Annotated in this window: 18 protein-coding genes; 7 read left to right on the top strand and 11 right to left on the bottom strand. The window is 39.0% G+C overall.

Going from position 1 to position 19,044, the window contains the following annotated elements; translation table 11 throughout:
- Positions 1–14: 14 nt before the first annotated feature.
- The 4 genes from FLK20_RS18735 to FLK20_RS18750 all read right to left on the bottom strand — a co-directional run bounded on the left by FLK20_RS18735 (position 15) and on the right by FLK20_RS18750 (position 4,524).
- Positions 15–1,166, bottom strand: a complete 1,152-nt coding sequence (locus FLK20_RS18735; RefSeq protein WP_152658121.1) for a M20 family metallopeptidase — start codon at positions 1,164–1,166, stop codon at positions 15–17.
- Between the two features lie 411 nt (positions 1,167–1,577).
- On the bottom strand, positions 1,578–1,913 hold the full coding sequence (locus FLK20_RS18740) for a hypothetical protein (RefSeq protein ID WP_152658122.1): 336 nt from the start codon (positions 1,911–1,913) through the stop codon (positions 1,578–1,580).
- Positions 1,914–1,915: 2 nt separating this feature from the next.
- Positions 1,916–3,832: a DUF6792 domain-containing protein gene (locus FLK20_RS18745; RefSeq protein ID WP_152658123.1), complete on the bottom strand. Its 1,917-nt coding sequence runs from the start codon at positions 3,830–3,832 to the stop codon at positions 1,916–1,918.
- A 14-nt stretch (positions 3,833–3,846) separates the two neighbouring features.
- A complete protein-coding gene (locus FLK20_RS18750; RefSeq protein ID WP_152658124.1) occupies positions 3,847–4,524 on the bottom strand; it encodes a hypothetical protein in 678 nt (225 codons plus the stop codon).
- 361 nt (positions 4,525–4,885) lie between these two features.
- Here FLK20_RS18750 and FLK20_RS18755 point away from each other — a divergent pair, with 361 nt between their 5' ends.
- A complete protein-coding gene (locus tag FLK20_RS18755; RefSeq protein WP_152658125.1) occupies positions 4,886–5,473 on the top strand; it encodes a LysE family translocator in 588 nt (195 codons plus the stop codon).
- A 246-nt stretch (positions 5,474–5,719) separates the two neighbouring features.
- On the opposite strand, the gene FLK20_RS18760 is transcribed toward FLK20_RS18755, so the two are convergent.
- The 3 genes from FLK20_RS18760 to FLK20_RS18770 all read right to left on the bottom strand — a co-directional run bounded on the left by FLK20_RS18760 (position 5,720) and on the right by FLK20_RS18770 (position 8,541).
- A complete protein-coding gene (locus FLK20_RS18760) occupies positions 5,720–6,667 on the bottom strand; it encodes a nucleoside hydrolase (protein WP_194165687.1) in 948 nt (315 codons plus the stop codon).
- 10 nt (positions 6,668–6,677) lie between these two features.
- The gene (locus FLK20_RS18765; protein WP_152658126.1) at positions 6,678–7,619 is read right to left on the bottom strand and encodes a nucleoside hydrolase; all 942 of its coding nucleotides are present in this window, start codon (positions 7,617–7,619) and stop codon (positions 6,678–6,680) included.
- A 61-nt stretch (positions 7,620–7,680) separates the two neighbouring features.
- Positions 7,681–8,541: an oxidoreductase gene (locus tag FLK20_RS18770; protein ID WP_152658127.1), complete on the bottom strand. Its 861-nt coding sequence runs from the start codon at positions 8,539–8,541 to the stop codon at positions 7,681–7,683.
- Positions 8,542–8,685: 144 nt separating this feature from the next.
- On the opposite strand from FLK20_RS18770, the gene panB reads away from it, so the two are divergent.
- Genes panB through panD form a run of 3 tightly spaced genes read left to right on the top strand, consistent with a single transcriptional unit; the run spans position 8,686 to position 10,731 of the window.
- Positions 8,686–9,498, top strand: coding sequence for a 3-methyl-2-oxobutanoate hydroxymethyltransferase (gene panB / locus FLK20_RS18775; protein WP_152658128.1), 813 nt, complete (start codon positions 8,686–8,688; stop codon positions 9,496–9,498).
- Positions 9,495–10,355, top strand: a complete 861-nt coding sequence (panC, locus tag FLK20_RS18780) for a pantoate--beta-alanine ligase (RefSeq protein ID WP_152658129.1) — start codon at positions 9,495–9,497, stop codon at positions 10,353–10,355. The genes panB and panC overlap by 4 nt, the downstream gene beginning before the upstream one ends.
- Positions 10,348–10,731: an aspartate 1-decarboxylase gene (gene panD / locus FLK20_RS18785; RefSeq protein ID WP_152658130.1), complete on the top strand. Its 384-nt coding sequence runs from the start codon at positions 10,348–10,350 to the stop codon at positions 10,729–10,731. The genes panC and panD overlap by 8 nt, the downstream gene beginning before the upstream one ends.
- A 121-nt stretch (positions 10,732–10,852) precedes the next feature.
- On the opposite strand, the gene FLK20_RS18790 is transcribed toward panD, so the two are convergent.
- The 3 genes from FLK20_RS18790 to FLK20_RS18800 form a co-directional block, all read right to left on the bottom strand.
- Positions 10,853–12,739 carry a beta-glucoside-specific PTS transporter subunit IIABC gene (locus FLK20_RS18790; protein ID WP_152658131.1) on the bottom strand — a complete coding sequence of 629 codons (1,887 nt, stop codon included), beginning with the start codon at positions 12,737–12,739 and terminating at the stop codon, positions 10,853–10,855.
- A gap of 69 nt (positions 12,740–12,808) precedes the next feature.
- Entirely contained in the window at positions 12,809–14,224 is a 1,416-nt protein-coding gene (locus FLK20_RS18795) for a glycoside hydrolase family 1 protein (protein WP_152658132.1), read from the bottom strand.
- 284 nt (positions 14,225–14,508) lie between these two features.
- Positions 14,509–16,407 carry a BglG family transcription antiterminator gene (locus FLK20_RS18800; protein WP_194165688.1) on the bottom strand — a complete coding sequence of 633 codons (1,899 nt, stop codon included), beginning with the start codon at positions 16,405–16,407 and terminating at the stop codon, positions 14,509–14,511.
- A 112-nt stretch (positions 16,408–16,519) separates the two neighbouring features.
- On the opposite strand from FLK20_RS18800, the gene FLK20_RS18805 reads away from it, so the two are divergent.
- Both FLK20_RS18805 and FLK20_RS22320 read left to right on the top strand, forming a co-directional pair.
- A complete protein-coding gene (locus tag FLK20_RS18805; protein WP_370453217.1) occupies positions 16,520–16,642 on the top strand; it encodes a DUF454 family protein in 123 nt (40 codons plus the stop codon).
- A gap of 61 nt (positions 16,643–16,703) precedes the next feature.
- Positions 16,704–16,937 (top strand): DUF2269 family protein, encoded by a 234-nt coding sequence (locus FLK20_RS22320; protein WP_370453216.1) that lies wholly within the window; start codon positions 16,704–16,706, stop codon positions 16,935–16,937.
- 271 nt (positions 16,938–17,208) lie between these two features.
- Here FLK20_RS22320 and FLK20_RS18815 read toward each other — a convergent pair whose 3' ends face one another.
- On the bottom strand, positions 17,209–17,985 hold the full coding sequence (locus tag FLK20_RS18815) for a MurR/RpiR family transcriptional regulator (RefSeq protein WP_152658134.1): 777 nt from the start codon (positions 17,983–17,985) through the stop codon (positions 17,209–17,211).
- 129 nt (positions 17,986–18,114) lie between these two features.
- On the opposite strand from FLK20_RS18815, the gene pfkB reads away from it, so the two are divergent.
- On the top strand, positions 18,115–19,035 hold the full coding sequence (gene pfkB, locus FLK20_RS18820; protein ID WP_152658135.1) for a 1-phosphofructokinase: 921 nt from the start codon (positions 18,115–18,117) through the stop codon (positions 19,033–19,035).
- The last annotated feature ends 9 nt before the right edge of the window (positions 19,036–19,044 follow it).

Raw genomic sequence — 19,044 nt, forward strand, 5'->3', positions numbered from 1 at the left:
ATCTCATTCTATCCTTACCGATTTTCAAATTCTTCTTTAATCGCCTGTAGTAAATCTTTGTTGACTATAATATCGTACCCTGTATGTGCCAGAGCCAGGACCGCATCATGAATAGCGGCTTCTCCATCTGGCGTTATTGTTTTATCTGCAAATTCCTTTGTATGGAACACAAGTCCAGGTTCATTTAAGCCGGCAAAAGGATGAATCGACGGAACAACCTGACTGACATTTCCCATATCCGCCGACCCTGTTGCCGGAACAGCCGGATAAACAGGATTGGCACTATATGCCTTCATATGCTTTGTAAATGTATCTGATAAAACCTGGTTGGTAATCATATTATCGTAGCTTAACTCATAATTTGAAATTTCTACCGAAGCTCCTGTCATCAAACAGGCTCCTTCTGCAATCTTTCTTACTTTTGCGCCAATCTCATCTACCAGTTCCCGTTCATTGGCCCGAATGTAAAATTGCGCTGTAGCTTCTGCCGGGACAATTCCGGCTGCTTCTCCGCCTTTTGTAATAATACCATGGATGCGCACATCATCTGGTACATGCTCACGCAGGGCATTGATGCCATTAAATAATTGAATGACTGCGTCAAGAGCATTGATTCCCTGCTCCGGGGATGCCGCTGCATGTGCTGCTTTCCCTGTAAAATCAAATTGTAAAGCATCCATTGCCAGCATTGGCCCACTTTCCGAAGATACATCTGCACCATGTACCATCATAGCTACATCAATATCGTCAAAAGTCCCCTGCTCACTCATCGGCACCTTTGCACCATTCGTTTCCTCTGCCGGTGTGCCTAAGACAACTACCTTTCCGCCAATTTCTTCTACATGCTGACGGAGAATGACACCTGCTCCTACAGCAAATGTAGCAATCAGATTATGACCACAGCCATGTCCGATTCCAGGCAACGCATCATATTCTGCTAAATAAGCAATGGTCGGCCCCGGTTTACTGCTTGTATACTCTGCCCGAAAAGCAGTCGGGCGGTCGACAATGCCTGTCTCTATTTCAAAATCATAGGATTTTAAATATTTAACCAGTAATTTCATGGATTCAAATTCCTGATCCCCGAGCTCTGGATTTTCATATAATTGATTGCTGATTTGAATCAGCTCATTTTGGATAGCTTCATAGTTTTTTTCTAATGACATTTGCGTATAACCTCCTCATTCAGAAAATATAATTATACCACAAAATGTATTTTTATGCAAAATGATGCGTTGTTATGCATTATATCATAACTCAAAAAGGAGCGAAAAAAATAAATGCAACAATAGGAAGCAAATTTACACATTTAAAAGGGTGCTTCAGAAGATTTTATACGGGAGGGGGCAGGCATGATGGCATTTGATGTGAAAGTCAGTTTCTTTTGAAGTTAATGGCTTAGCTTATGTATCTTATTTTTAGGAATCTTATGCCAAACCGACTATGATTCTGCATTTTTTCTCTCACATCAAGCAGCAATTAACCATCATTTTAGTATTTTTGTTCACTCCCTTTTATTGTTTTCCTTATACTAAAATAACTATGTTTTATATTCGGATCAAAAGTATTGTATAGAACTACATTTCATCAAGAGTTATTATTTCATAATACAATATTACTTTTTGCATCTTCATGTCATTAATGATTTCCGTATAGTTAATTGCAAAACGCTGCATATCCAATTTACTCTCTTCAAATAGCTGTAGATTCTTGTTTGAGGTGGTATCAACTTCTTCGATAATACTTGTAATTAACTCCCCTTCACTATCTTCCAAATTATTCTTTACGAGCCGATTCAAGCTCTCTGTAAAAGCTTGTAGCTTGTTTAATTCCGCTTCGAATAACTCTGCCTTGTCAGTTAAATCCTCCAGCTTTTCAAATTGATAAAAAAGGCTTTCCTCTCCCGTCTCCATCCTCATCCCCCCTGAAATATAGAATGTGCTATTTCTTCTTCTTTTTCAAAAAATTGTTCTACAGTCTTCCGGATAGTTTCTAATGATTGCTGTGATTTTAATATTTCCGTTTCCAAATGCTCCATAAGATTTTCAAAGGCCTCTTTGAAACGAATATCTGCAGGAATATCGTCATCTACTTTAATTCTGCTTATCTTGTGAACCCGGAATACACCTGGAGGAAAATCGCCAAGTAAATATTGATAATCATATGGATTTGATTCCATATCATCTATTTTTTCTACCAGTCGATTTCTTCTTTTCTCGAAATCATCCAAGTATTCTATTTCGTATAATCTTCTCATATCATCAAGAGTTGTTTGCTGTTCATCTATCAATGCGATACCACGTTCATAAATTTGAATAGCGGAAGTCAAATTTAATTTTATCTTTCCACTCGAACTACTTGTAATTGTTACCATAACTCCTGATTTAGTATATTCCATCCCTTTTAAAGCACCTAAAGCATTAATAACTGCACCTAATTTATGAGATTCGGCAGATTGCATGAAAGCTTCTTGAATGTCCTTTGCTTCCTCTGAAATCCTTCCTAAACTATCCTTTATAACTTCATAGGATAGATAAATGGTTACCAGTGAATTGACTGTCTCGAATATATTCCACACATTTACTTTTTGACTTGCTTTTTCAATAATTTCTGTATTTTCTTCAATAATTTTTGCTTCCTCTAAAATACGATGCTTCTGTTTTTCTGATAAGTATCCTAATTCCTGAAATTTAGTTAGTATTGTTGGTAGATGCGTATTCAATGTTTGTATTTGTTGCTGGAATTGAGGAATCTTCTCTTTAATGTCCTCAATCATACCAACGGCGGAAGAGAATAAATTATAAGCCGATTCCATATTATCTATATCTGACCAATCATACCCAGTCACATTCAATACTCTAAACAAATCATCCATAGCCTCTCCATCAATACCTGTTACTGCTTGAAACAGGCCATCAAAACCGGTTTCACGATACACTTCACTATAATTTTCTGCTAAGAATACTTGTATGTCAGACACTACTTCATTTGGAATCGCTTTGACTAAATCGCGCAAATCATCTAACTCTGCATTGTCTACCCCTTCAATAGCTGTAGAAGTTCCTGTTTCGATAAAAATATCCAATTCACTTAAAACATGCATTATTTCATTGTTCACATACCTATGATGAATATTTTCACCATTTTCTTCGTAATACGCTTCTGTAAAAGTTTTTAGTTCTTCAAGGTCAATGTTGTAGATTGCTAACTGATCAGATATTTCAATTCCGAACTCCTCAGATAAATCTAATAAGAAATCAAAACTTATATTAGATAACTGAACAGGAGTAGGTGGTGCATGATTAGTTGTATATACCTCTTCAAACCTCCCAGTTACCAATTCTGCTATTGTGATTAAATTGCCACCTAGTGAATGTCCAAGTCCTATCTTTACTAACTCTTGATCATCACTTTCGCCAATACCTAATAAAATTTCATTTGTTACTAATTCATCAAAAGATACCAGAGCTTCATATTGGCTAATATCCTGTCCTGCTAAAATCCCCATTGCATTATACGCCCAATCCTCAGGTCGCCATTCGTTATCAGTTAGTTCTATTCCTTCACTACCTCTAGCTATCGTATACGATTCATTTATTTTCCTTTCTTTATCATAGAAATGAATAATTGTTCCATTAAAACCGTTGGAATTTTTCTCATTAACATAATCATCAGAATAATAAATCTCTATTGTTTCAGGTGGATTTTGTCCCGTTTCTTCTTTATAAATTTCTTCAACCTTGTCTTTTGTTAATTTACCATATTCTTCGTTTATCAGTCGATCTTGTATGGATGGATCTTCAAGAAGAATATCTGAATTTTCATTAGACATAAATCTAGACCTCCTTACTTCGTATTGCGAAATTCTACTGATTCTATCATCTCTAATACTTCTTCTTCAATATTGTCTAAATCAATATTATTTTCAGTATGGGTCACTATATTATAATTGTAAGAAAGGGATTGATTATTTTTAGGAGATTGAATTATTCCCAAAAATTGATATGAGATTCTTCCTCCTTTACGAGATACAGAATCTGTAGTGGCATAATTAATAATTTTATCTTCAGAATCTATTGTTTCATATTCTCCATTGTAATTAGTACGAGATTCCATTAACACTTTTAATTCTTCAAGGTTATTAGCTCGCTCCCCATGGTTATACGTTACTCGAACAACGTACTCATATTCTTTTTCCTCAACATTCTCAGTGTATTGGATTGCTTCGTAACCATCAGATGGACTTTCATAATAAAGGTTATCTAACCGCGCATTTTCTGGATACATCATGGTATACCCACCCGTTTTGGATTGAAATAGATAATACCCTTCTTTGATTGGTTCTGTTGAAATCATAAATTCACGTGTAAACTCATCTCGAAACGCTGTTACATCTGGTAATTCCTCTACACTCATCTCCATAATGTTTTCCTCTTTTTCTTCTCCTCCCATATCTTTACAACCTCCTAACCCTAAAATGAGCAGTAATAATAAGACTGAATAAATCGTTAATTTTTGATTCATTTTCGGAGATGCTCCTCTCCACTAACTATTTATTAGTTATATAGTAACATACTTTCAATTTTATGTAATATTTCACCAAGGTTTTGTACATACTCCCCTTCTTTTTCAAGCAAAAAACGTTGGTCATCTCTATTACAAGGCTGCTGTATAAAACTAAGTTTTTATCTTCACCGGCAGTCAACAGCTCCTTGTTCTATGATAAAGAAAACTTGGCAAGCCAAGCCTGAAAGGCGCAGGGTTGCCTTAGTTGCACTTATACTTTCTTAAAGTGTAAAATAAGCAGCTTCAAGGCTGTATTCTTTGATTTCATTTATGTATAATAAACTTTATTCTGAACCTTTGATAAAGGAGCTTTACATTCATGCCTATTTTACCTTTTCTTTCATTTGTTTTAATCAGCAGCTTTACTCCCGGTCCAAATAATTTCATGGCTGTTTCTTTCGCAAACCGCTATGGATTTAGAAATACATTATCGTTTTGTACAGGTGTGGGAACAGGCTTCTTTCTGATTGCTGTCATTTGCAGCTTCTTTAACCGCGCTCTCATTGAAGTTCTGCCCATTATAGAAACACCTTTAACATTGGTAGGTGTTTTCTATATGCTTTATCTCGCTTACAAAACATTTACCAGTTCGCCGAGTAAAGAAGAACCCTCCGCCAAAGCAGATAAAAACTTATTTATCGTCGGTACATTGATGCAATTTATTAATCCAAAAGCGATTCTCTATGGTATTGCAGTTGTGTCCACGTTTCTATTACCCTATTATAGTTCATATGTAAGCTATACCTTATTTTGTCTTTTTCTCGGAATCGTTGGTATATGCAGCACGATCACCTGGAGCTTATTTGGTTCCATCCTGCAAAACTACTTAGCCCGTTATCAGACTGTCTTTAATATTGTTATGGGCTTATTGCTTGTGTATAGTGCTTTTGCCATTTTAATAGGGTAAAAAATACAGCTCTAACCCACTGTCAGCCTTGCATCGTTTCCTTTCTCCAGTCACAATAATAGTAAGACAAAACCTGTGAGCGAGGAGAGTCATGATGAAAAGAGGCATTCGTTTTATTTTAGGCTTCTTAGCCGGCGTACTGATTTATGTTTTCTTTATTCTTTAAATCCTGTTAAAAAGGCTTCCTAATCTAAAGAAAAAGCCGGGTCCCATAAAAAGACCCGACTTTTTCCTTGTATATCCTATTTACTTAATTGCTTCTAAAACTTCAAACAGATTCTTCTTAAACCGATCACGGTCTACCGCTTCACAGACACGGACATTTGGCTTCTTCTTCAATCGATTGTTTATATCAACCAGACTATAGCCTCTTGTCAGCTCCCCTTTTATTTCAATATCCACATAGTAATCATGTGATTCCGTCATCAGGCTTTCATCCGCAGCGATGGCAACTAACAGTGTATCTGGATGAGTTGTCCCATTTAAGCGGTGCACGGTTTTATTAAATTGCATCACGACACGATTAATATCAATAAAGAACTGAGCTCCTGCTGTTTGCAGGTCGGCAATTTCAGCGTGGTCATTGTCGTCCATAATAGAATAATCTATACACATATCCCAGCCGACCATCGTAATTGGAATTCCCGAATGCAGCACAAGTCTTGCTGCTTCTGGATCAACATAAAAATTATACTCCGCTGACGGTGTAATATTTCCGAGGGTATTATTTGTACCACCCATTATATAAATATGTGGAATATCCTTGATAATAGAAGGGTCCTTCTGAATTGCCATCGCAATATTCGTTAATGGCGCAATCGCTAATAAATTGATTTCACCGGGATATTCCTTTACTTTTTCAATAATAAAATCAACAGCATGCCCTTCCTCTGGACGCTGTACTGCCTTTGGAAAATGAGCACCACCCATGCCATCCTCGCCATGAACATCCTCCACTGTGCGATGCTGCTCCTGTCCAGTCGCCAATAGCGGACGTTCATAGCCTTTATAAACAGGGATTTTCTCTTCCGGATTCGCTACTTGAATCGTATAAAGTGCATTTTCTACCTCTTGATCAAAGGCTACGTTCCCTCCAGTGATGGTTACACCTTCTACCTTAAAGTGATGGATCGCTGTCAGCAGCGCAATCGTATCATCACCAGCTGTATCTGTATCAATAATCACTCGTCTCATCCGATTCACCTCATTTTCCCTGTCTTGCCAGATCTGTAATATAGTCAAAGAATGCATCCCGATCCACTTCATAGACTAAATGGACAGCACGGCCGGATTCAGAAAGCTCTGTTTTTCCCTGGCTGGCACCGTCTGGATGCACAATACTTTTCACTTCTTTTTTCTTTACCAGCTCCGGCTTACCAATGGTTGCAGTTGTCAATACATCCCATAAGAAGTACGTTGAATTTGTTTGAAAGTGGACAAGCGGCGGTACCATCGCATAGCACTGCCCAAGAAAATCAATTCCCAGATCCCGTCGTTCTGCTGCCCATTTATTCCTTACATCCACTGTTAACGGAACCATGTTCGTGCTTTCCAAAGCGATTAAATCAATCTCTATCGAACTGTCCCAAACCGTTTTTGCCGCTTCCGGGTCCCAGAAAGCATTCCACTCTGCTGTTCCATCATGCTCCGGCTCTTCGACATTACCATTTTCTAAAAATGTTCCGCCCATCCAGACAAGCTTTTCAATTTTTTCTTCAATATCCGGGGCAATTTCCAACGCTCTGGCTAAATCGGTTAATGGACCAATAAAGACAAGCGTTATTTTCTCCTCACTCGCACGCAGTACCTTCACTAAATGCTGATGTGCGGCTTCTTCTGCAAGCTTTGCTTCTACTTTTCCAGACTCATTTAATATCGGCAGCGCATCTACAAAGAATGCGTGCATACGCCAATCTTTCGGAAAAGGATTTTTCCCGCGGGAGGTTGATGCAGCCACTTCCACATCCTTTCCTTTCCCAAATCGGTCAATAATTTTTCTGCTTGCATAAACAGCCGGCTCCAAATAACAGTCTGCCGGAATAACCCCGACACCTGCTAAATCGACATCTTCCATTTGTAATAATAAAAACAGCGAGATTAAATCATCTACACCGCCGTCATGATTTAAGTATACTTTTTTTGGCATATTTAAAAACTCCTCCATTAAAATTTTTTACACTTCAACGAGATTCCCGCTTGATGCTTCCTTATGCTCTCATCTCACTCGCCAGCAACAGACTATACACCGTATCCAGACAAGGCGTATCTAAATGATGCTCTTTACTTTTTTCATATAAATAACCTTGTATATAAGCAATCTCCATTGTTTTTCCCTCTATCATATCATAATACATGCTTGTCCCCATATAAAGAGGGTAGCCGGCATAGATATGCATAATTTCTTCTACCATCTTCTCCTGAAAATGTATTCCCTCTGCCGCAGCAATGGTCATCCCTTCCTGAATCAAGTTTTCACACAGCTTCCTTACTTTCTCCTCCTGCAAAATAAGTGCCGTATTTCTGCTAAGTGCTGTCACAGAATTAATCGCTAAGTTAACGATTAGTTTATACCAAACTTCATCACGATAATTAGAACGCAGCTGCAAATCAAGATTACTTTCCGTAATGACTTCTTTTAATTTTTTCGTCACATTATTCTCTGGTAAAATCAAAATGCGGTCACGAAAATGCGTGATAACATCCGCTTTTTTCTGTCCGCTAATGTAAACAACAGCTTGAAATGCACCCGGAATTTGGAATTCTTCCAGCTGTCCATAGCCATTCTGACAAAGAATACAAACTGTATTTGCATGCGTCAGCTTGTCCAGGTATGGCATAATCCCTTCTAATTGCGTCCCTTTTACTGCAATAAATAGATAATCAAAGGCTGTCTTCACTTCCGAAATGGCTTCAACAGACAATGCAGCAAATTCTGTCGTACCTGCTCTTTCCACACAAACTGATCCCGCTTCCCGTCCGATTAACGTGACCTGATAGCCGCCATTTTGCAACGATTCCCCAATGACAGAACCGACTGCACCAGGTCCAATAACTCCAAATGTATACATTTTAGCTCACCTCCTTTTTAAAACTCCCGCATTCACATTATCATTTTATCCATTTCCAGCATGTAAGCTAATAACTTGCCATTGTGAATCTCTACATATAATTTTATAATAAGAAAAAGAATAAAAATAGTAGGTGATTCAAAAGTGAAACTCCTTAAAGATTTTATAGACATGAAAAATAACGGAGAAAAAATAACCATGCTTACGGCGTATGACTACCCAAGCGCAAAGCAGGCAGAGCAGGCTGGCATAGAGACGATTCTAGTCGGGGATTCTCTCGGCATGACTGTCCTCGGCTATGAAAGTACGGTTCAGGTGACACTTCAGGATATGAAACACCATGCTAAAGCGGTACGCCGGGGAGCAAAAGATACATTTATGGTCGTTGATATGCCATTTGGAGCAGTTGGTATTGATGATAAAACAGATATGCAGCATGCAGTGGAATTATACCAGGAAACAAACGCCAATGCCCTGAAAATCGAGGGCGCACATACGGCTCCATTAATTAAAAGGTGCACACAGAACGGAATTCCTGTCGTTGCTCATCTGGGCTTGACCCCGCAAAGCTTCGGCATTACCGGTTATAAGCTTCAGGCAGCATCGAAGGAAGCTGCCGAGGCATTGATTGAAGAAGCAGAGCTGGTCGAAAAAAGCGGTGCTGTGATGCTTGTACTGGAAGCCATCCCAAGTGATCTGGCAGCAACCATCACAAAAAAAATATCCATTCCGGTGATTGGCATCGGCGCCGGTGCAGATACAGATGGGCAGGTACTCGTTTATCATGATGTATTAAACTATGGAGTTGATCGCAAGCCAAAGTTTGTCAAACGCTACGGGGACTTTACAACAGGTGTGGACGCATTAAAAGCCTATCACGAAGAAGTAAAAGCAGGTGTATTTCCATCCGCTGAATTCACTTATAAAAAGCAAGTAATGAGTGAGGTAGACGCATGACAAAGCGAATCACAACTGTTCAAGAAATGCATGCTGTTATACGTACATTAAAGAAAGAACAAAAGCAAATCGGCTTCGTTCCTACGATGGGTGCTTTACATGATGGTCATTTAACGATGGTCAAAACCTCGTTACAAAACAATGATATTACTATCGTCAGTGTGTTTGTGAACCCGCTTCAGTTTGGTCCAAATGAAGATTTTGATGCCTACCCAAGAAATATTGACAGCGATCAGGAAAAATTGGAAGCACTTGAAACGGATTATATTTTCTATCCAAGCGTCAAGGAAATGTATCCGGAGCCATTAGCCATTTCCCTAAAAGTAAACCGCATGGCAGAGGTGCTGGAAGGTGCGAAACGTCCCGGGCACTTTGACGGCGTTGTGACGGTCGTCAATAAACTGTTTAACATTATCCGGCCTGATTACGCCTATTTCGGAAAAAAAGATGCACAGCAGCTTGCTATTATTGAAAAAATGGTGCAAGAGTTCAATCATCCCATTGAAATTATCGGGGTTGACACGATACGAGAAGCAGACGGTCTTGCAAAGAGCTCTCGCAATGTCTATTTAACCGAACAGGAACGGCAGGAAGCAGTTCATTTATATCAAAGCTTAACTCTGGCAAAAGAAATGTATGACGCAGGAGAAAGAAGCAGTGACGCCTTGATAAATGCAATGCATGAGCATCTATCAGCAAATACCTCCGGAAGCATTGAAGATATTGCTGTTTACAGCTATCCGGAGCTGGTAGAACAGCAGCAGGTTACAGGTCAAATTTTTATATCTCTGGCTGTGAAGTTTTCCAGAGCCAGACTGATTGACAACATTATTCTTAAAGGAGAAAAACATGATTAGAACAATGATGAATGGCAAAATTCACCGCGCACGTGTGACAGAAGCCAATTTAAACTATGTCGGCAGTATTACGATTGATGCAGATATTTTAGATGCCGTCGATATTCTGCCAAATGAAAAAGTGGCTATTGTGAACAACAACAATGGTGCACGTTTGGAAACCTATGTCATTGCCGGAGAACGGGGAAGCGGAAAAATCTGTTTGAATGGCGCAGCTGCCCGCCTGGTACAGATTGATGATGTGATTATCATTATTTCCTATGTTCAGTTAAATCAGGAAGAAGTAAAAACGCACACACCAAAGGTTGCAGTGATGAATGAAAAGAATGAAATCGTGGAATTGATTCAGGAGAAGGAAAATCAGCTGGTTTTCTAACCTTTTTTAGAAATACAATAAATACATCAGCCGAATAGGAAGAAACGTGCTGACTCTAATAATAGAAGAGCAGCACGTTTTATTTATTTCTCTTTATTATACCTAACGATAAGCTCCTAAATTACTCCTTCACCGCTCTGACAAGCCATTCGTCCAGCTTCACTAAGCCAGCTTGATCATTAGCGAGTATATCCTGATAATCCGAGCTGTTTGTGACAATAACAGGAGTAACTGTCGGATATCCAGCTTCCTTAATTTTATCGCTATCAAACGAAATAAGCAGATCCCCTTGTTTGACAGCTTGTCCCTGTTCTACATGCGCTTCGAAATACTTCCCTTCCAGATTGACGGTATCCAGACCGATATGGATTAATAACTCCAGACCATCCTCTGAACGTAAACCAATCGCATGCTTTGTTTGGAACAGCGAAACAATCGAGCCATCAAAAGGAGCAATAACCTTTCCCTTTGTCGGTTCAACAGCTACTCCTTTCCCCAATAGCCCCTCTGCAAAAGTTGGATCACTTACTTCTTGAAGCGGGACAACTTCTCCTTCCAGGGGACTGTTCACTATCATTTCTTTACTTGTATCCTGTGGTTCACCCTTCACTGCCGGAGCCTCTTTTGTCCCATTCGTTCCTTTTTTACTGTCTGCATCTTTAAATCCTAGTACAAATGTAAGCACCATCGTAACTGCTATCGTGATTCCCAAGCCGATAATAAGGTAAATAAATCTTGGACCGCTAAATACAGGCAGGCTTGTCAAGCCGGGTAATACGAACGCAGATGCCGTTACCCCAAAACCTGTTATAAAGGCACTTCCAACACCTGAACCAATTAACGCTGCAATAAACGGTTTTTTCAGCCGCAGGTTTACACCATACATAGCTGGTTCCGTAATACCAAGGAAAGCAGACACCGTAGAGGAAGCAGCTATTGTTTTCAAATCTTTATTTTGCGTCTTTATAAATACAGCAAGAGCTGCCGCTGCCTGTCCCATATTTGCCAGAAAGAATACTGGAATCAAATAATCAAATCCAAGAACTGCCACATTCTGTATGGCAATCGGCATTAAGCCATAGTGCATCCCGACAATAACTAACAGCGGACGTGTTGCTCCCAGAATTCCTCCAGCAAGAATACCAGCCTGTTCAAATAGCCAGGTTATTCCATCGGCTAAGCCTATCCCAAGATACGATCCAAGCGGACCAATTGCCACCAGTTGGAAAGGAATCATAATGAGCAAAACAATGGTCGGTGTAAAAATAATTCGAACTGCACTTGGCATAACAGCATCTACCCATTTATTTACATAGCTTAACAGCCATATAGAGATGATGATTGGAATAACCGTAGAGCTATAATTTATAAAAGGCAGCGGTATACCCAATAACGATAATCCTTCCGCTCCGCCTTCAGCAATTGCTTTGGCCCCTTCAATCAATGTTGGATACATCAATCCGCCAGCCAAAGCAAGCGCAATAAACTCATTCGTTTTAAACTTCCTCGCAGCTGATACAGCAAGAAAGAAAGGCAGAAAGTAGAACACAGCATCCGCAACAATATTTAAAACAGCTACAATATCACTGTCTGCCGGTGCCCAATTCAAGGTAGTAACTAAGCCTAAAATCCCTTTAACTAACCCCGCCCCGGCGATTGCCGGAATAATCGGTGTAAAAATAGAGGCAATCACTTCAAAAAAACGGCCGATAATATTACCCTTTTTTTCTTCCTGTACAGTGTTGTCGCTCTCTCCACTCTGGAAGTCTCCTTGTTTCTCCAGCTCCTTGTATACTTTTCCCACTTCATTACCGATAACTACTTGAAATTGTCCACTTTGGATTTGGACGCGTATGACACCATCAAGTGATTCAATTTTTTCTTTATCAGCTAACTCATTATTTTTTAAATGGAAGCGTAATCTTGTATAACAGTGGGTAACACTTCCCACATTTTCCTCACTCCCAACAAGCGAAAGAATATCCTTTGCTAACTGCTTCTGATTCATACCAAATCCTCCTTTATTTGAATGATGTATTTTTAAATTTAGACATGCGTAACATTCTTTATAAGGGAATTACAAATCCTCGCCATTGGAAGCAATTACCTTTTGATACCAATGGAAACTGTCCTTCTTAATTCTCCGCATATCCTTCAGGTCAAAATCTGCGCGGTTGATGTAAACAAAACCATAGCGCTTCTCCATACCGTTCCGGCCACTGACCACATCCATAAACGACCATGCACAGTACCCTAACATGGTTACACCATCGTTGATAGCCAGCTTTACTTGCTTAATATGTTCTCTTAAATAAGAAATCCGGTAATCGTCTCGGACAATATCTCCTTCTTCCAATTTATCGTAAGCACCAATACCATTTTCCGTAATAATCATTGGCAGCTTATAGCGTTCGTGAAGCTCTCGTAATGTCAAGCGCAGCCCAACTGGATCAATCTCCCATCCCCAGTCTGTAGCAGCAAGATTCTCGTTTTTCACAACTTCGAATACACCAGCTTCTGCTTCAGGAAGGAGAGATTTTTTTTGATATCCAATTGGAAACTCTTCTGTAGCAGGAAAAGCACGGACCGCTTCAGAGAAGTAATAGTTTACCCCCAGCATGGTAGGCGGGTATTGCTTCATTAACTCTAAGTCCCCATCTTCTATAGCTGGCATAAAGTCTCTCTCCTCCAGATAGCTTTGGAAGCTGTAGCTGTATTCTCCATAGCAATGTAAATCCATTAAATAATTGTGCTTAATTAACATCGCATCCTTACTCGCAAGAACATCATCCGGGTGAGAGCTGGCTGGATGAACCATGGAATAAGAAACGGCAGGACCAATCTTTCCTTTCATTCCTAATTCATGAAACGTCTTAATAGTAAGTGCAGTTGCCACACACATATGGTGATTTGCCTGATATCCGAGTCTCAGCTGTTCATAATGGTCATCCCCGGTTAATCCCAGGCGTGACGGAATACGTACAACGTGATCCTGTTCATTAATTGTCAGCCAATATTTGACGCGATCTCCATATGTTTTAAATAAGAACGCTGCATAAGACCGGTAGTCCTCAATACTTTCTCTTGAAATCCAGCCTCCGTACTGCTCGACAAGACTTTGTGGATAATCGAAATGGTATATGGTCACTAATGGCTCAATATGATGTTTTATCAATGCATTAATTAATCGATTGTAAAAAGCTACTCCCTCTTCATTGACCTCACCGTTGCCATCTGGAAAAATACGTGTCCAGGCAATAGAGAAACGGTAGACTTTCAAACCCAGCTCCGCCATGAGAGCGACATCTTCCTCTATACGATGATAATGGTCTGCAGCGACGGAAAAATCTGTGATAGCAGGATTCTTTGGCATGACATCGATGACAGAAAGTCCCTTTCCACCCTCTTCAGCTGCTCCTTCCACCTGAAAGGACGCTGTAGAAGCTCCCCACAGAAAATCTGGATCAAAAGAAGTATACGCTTTATATTCCATTTATAAATTCCTCCCTATTGTGAATAAGTATTAATTTAGAAGCTTTAAGTAACATAAATAAGCCAGGAAAGATGCAAGCTGTTCCAAATTGCTATTTTTTAGCATGCACGATTGATTCCACACTAGAATTATCCGCTTTCAAAAAACGAAAAATCTTCATCCTCATTAGCTTTTATGGGTGTTTCCTTTTAGCTTCTTTATAGCTCTAAGATAATCGGAAGAACGCAAAAAGACCATTTAGTTTTTTGTCCGCTTTTCAGCTAAAAAAACTAAATGGTCTGTTATTAGTCAAATATCTTCTTAAAATCAAGATAGTCCTTGACTTTGCCTAACTGATTACTTTGATTTGGCTCCAGTAAAAAACGGATACATTGATAATAAGAACGTGCTAAGGCATAGTCATTTTTATCATAGAACGAGATTACAATGGTATGAACCGATTTATTCCGGTAAGTTATACTCTTTGGCAATTGACCAATGAGAATCCTTGATCGGCCTGGACGCTCGGTCATGATAGAAACATAAGCTGTTTTCGTATCATTGGGTATGAAATGATTATCTATAACCATATCGTTATCCAGCGCTTCCTGATATCCAGGCTGTTCGAGAAGATAATGGACGCAATCATCGAATTCCTTCAATGTGTCAGGAATCTGAAGGAAATGATCCTGTCCAACAGCTCGGCTTTCCACCTCCTGCAGTCTCTTCATTTTAGACTGCTTCAGATAATTATTCAGAAGCGAGTGTAAAAAATCCTGCTCCGTTTTCCCAAACAATGACTGGATAAAAATAATATTATGTTCATGACTTACATTAATTTGCTCTGTTGTTAAAATCACATCCACATTGTTTAAAAACAAATCAGCATTTTCCTCCAATAAATAAGTTGGTATTGCATTTACAATCTGTGCAGATGTCCCCATCAAGCGTTCCACCTCAGATACAACCCAATTTACCAGCGCCGTATGTTCATCTGAAATAAACAACAGCTTTAAGGGCTGCTCTTTCGTTTCCAGCAAATCGCCCAGGAAAAGCGTAATATAAGCCAGTTCTGCGTCTGAATACGTCATTCCGATATCACGCAAATATGGTTGACAGTAGGATACAATGCTTGCAGACATCGGAAACATTCGATTAATTTGCCTTTTATAAAAATTGGTATAGTCATGTCCGTTTTTTGCCCGTTGATTTAATTGGTTAATATAAAACAAAAAGTTTTCCTCAAAATCGGGATATTTCATAAAATCAATCTGGAAAAACTCCTTCACCACCCGAGTGAATAACGATACAATTTTCTGGTCTGCTGCATCCCCATTTTCATTTGTATAGGGATAGAGATGATTTTGTTCCATGATAAATTGTTGTATATAGATCAAATCAGCATTTGTAAAAGCTATCTCTGTCTCCGCCTTTAAATGCTCCTCTAACTCTTTCATCATAGGCAAAAGCGGCTCGTCCGCCTTATCGGCCAATGGATATCCCAACTGATTCCGGATAGCCGTTATTAAAAGACCGGCACTTACCAATCCAAATGCTTTTCCAGAAATGATAAACTGATGTTGCACAATAGCTTTTTTTAACATTTTATTCATTTGGGAATATATTTCAAATATGCAGAAATTCCTGTCTGGAAATACATACTGTAACGTCTTCTCCAAATTTAATCCTTGAAGGATCATTTTAGCCAAAAAGTAACGGAAGTCTTCTTCACTTCCTTCAAATTTCAGTCCCTTTGTACTGGAAACGATAAAACGGATACCAGATACTCTGCTAATTAACTTCTTAATTTCTGTTACGTCTAAATTAATCGTTGATTTGGAAACATAGAGCCTTTCAGCAAGCTCTTCCATACTTATATAATCTGATTCAAAGAAAAGCATCCCCATAATCGTGTAAATCCTGTCCCAAATGACGTGGTTTTCTATATTGTTTTTATCCACAAATATTGGATTTACCAATAACTTTTTAATCGTTTCTTTCCCTCCGTCTTTTATATAACATTGACCTTTCTTTGAAATTTGTACCTGCGTTCCCGTTTTAGAAAGGAGGAGATTAATATTTTCCAGTTCCATTCGAATGGTACGGATAGAAACTTGCATCATGTCAGCAAGCAGATCAAGTTTTATCGGCATATTGGTGTACAAAATATAGGACAATATTATTTTTTGCCGTTTACTGAACATCTTCTTCCCCCTTCTTTCCTTTCCGGTTTTAAAATAATATATCCTTATTATACTCCTTCTATAACATTTCATCTGTTGTCAAAGCTCATATCATAATATATGTAAGGTTTTTATAAGCTGCGGCTCCCTGCCTCTGATTCTGGGAATAATCGGGATTCTTTTACCACTGGTACCTACGACGCCATTTTTATTACTTGCTGCGGCATGCTATGCACTTAAAAAGCATGCCTTCTAGCAATGGCTTCTCTGCTGCCATAAATGAACGCATGCTGTTTGATTTGGGGGTAATTTACAATATGACATTTTATGAAATTCTCGTATTTATCCATATATTTTCTGCTATTTTAGGGATGGAGCCAGGTTTTGTGATGACTCCAATTGCTAAAAAGTCCCCCAATATGGCAGAGCTGAGGCATACGTATGCAATAAGAAACAAGCTGCATCAATTTGTGATAATTGGCGGTACGTTGTTATTGGTAACAGGGATATGGATGGGGTTGTTAAATATGCATCTTTTCCAGCAAGGGTAGTAGTATATTACAAGTTTAATTCTTTTCTTACTTGCTCTGGTATCTGGCCCCACTGTATTAGTTTCCAGCTCTAAGCCGATTACAGCTCTATTGAAGGAGCATAAAGGAGAAGAAATTCCTGCAGAATATTTCACATTTTCCAAGCTGATTAATACGCTATGTTTAATTATTATTGCTTTGATGATTGCAAAGCCTTTTTAAGTTTAAGGAAATACTGCTAAAACAGAACCTTTTTAACTATACTTATCACTTTACCGGCAAGCATCAGCACCTACTTAAACCGAATCACATAAGCATCCAGAAATATCCGCGCCAACACCTGCAGCGGCAGACGAGAACGTACCTCATAATCCGGGAAAAAGCTCTGCTTCGACTTATACCCTAATAAATTAATATCGCACAGCTGAAACAGACTGCTCTCCTTATTCGTTGTCAGCAGTATTGTTTTTACATTATTCTGCTTGCAAAATTGTGCTGCTTCCACCAGTTCCTCAGTCTCTCCATTTAACGAAACAAAAATAACTAAATCATCCCTTGTAAATTTTTTCGCTTTAATACGGATAATATTCGGATCTGTATGCTCTTCACAATGCTTATCAAGCAGCTGTAGCTTCACCGTCATCTCATTGGAAATATGCTCTGAAAAACCTCTGGCGAATATCGTAATTTTTTTACTATATTTCACAGAAACTAAAGCGTCTTCAATCAGCGAGGAATCCAGATAATTCAACGTATTTATCACTTCCTCCTGATTCTTGAAGATAGCAGACTGAATTTGTGAATCAATATTTTTTATTTTCTCTAATGCTCCCGGAAACTGCTGTGACTTCTCAGAGACAAATTGAAATTTAAAATCTGTAAACCCCCGATAATGGAGTTTTTTCATACATCGGACAATCGTGGACGTGGAAACATTTGCTTCCTCACTAAGCTGGGTGATTGAAATATCCCCGATTGTCGCATCGTGTGATTCAATATAATCCAATAAATGCTTGTCACTGCTGCTTAATTCATTGTAGTAATGTTGAATCCGCTGTTGGAAATTCATACTAAACACCCGCCCATTTCAAACATCATGATGAAATCTTTTTCATCTATTTTCTAACTATACCACATAAAATGCAAACATTTTCATTTCACGCTGTGCCATACTTTAAAATAAGAAAGGATGAATGCCATGATTTATACATGCACGTTAAATACAGCGATTGATATGTTCATCGAAATGGAAGATTTTCTTCCTGACAAGGTGAACCGAAGCATATACGATGAATTCCAGCCAAATGGCAAGGGAGTTAATATATCTATTATTTTAAATAAACTTGGAATCCCTTCTACAGCTCTGGGTTATATAGCCGGATTCAGCGGGCATTATATTCAGGATGAGCTGAAAAAAATGGGGATCGCTACGGATTTTACAGAAGTAGATGGCGTTACAAGGATTAATGCATTTGTAAAATCAAATCAGGGCGAGTACAAAATCGTCAATAGCGGTCCGCAAATTACGGATACAAAAATAGATGAATTATTAAATAAAATCGCCGGATTTACAAAGGAAGATGTTCTGTTTGTATCAGGCAGTCTGCCCAAGGGCGTTGAACCGGCCATCCTGGCAGGCATAGCAAAGCACGCTTCTGATATCGGGTTTCGATTAGTTTTAGATATAAGTCATCCGATCTTAAGTGAATTAGCTCACTATCAGCCTTATTTAATTAAACCGAATGACGAAGAGCTTCAAAACCTGTTTCCAGAGGATAACCTGGATTCAGAGCAGGCAATCATTCAAGCAGCCCGAAAATTATTAGATAAAGGCTGTCAAAATATCTTAGTTTCTATGGGAGGACAAGGAGCTTACCTTGTCAATAAAGAGACAACACTCTACTGTCCCGCACCAAAAGGGGAGGTAGTGAATACAGCCTGTGCCGGAGATACAACGTTAGCTACTTTTTACAGTACTTTACAGACTAGCACACCTGAAGCAGCATTAAAAAAAGCTGTAGCTGCCGGCTCCTCTACTGCTTTCCGTTCCGGGCTAACCGATTTTGAGGATGTTGAACAATTGATGGAAAACTTAGAAGTAAAAATAGTAACTGTATAAATGAAAGGG

It is taken from the genome of Oceanobacillus sp. CFH 90083, from assembly GCF_009389585.1.
In the GTDB taxonomy this organism is placed as follows: domain Bacteria; phylum Bacillota; class Bacilli; order Bacillales; family Amphibacillaceae; genus Oceanobacillus.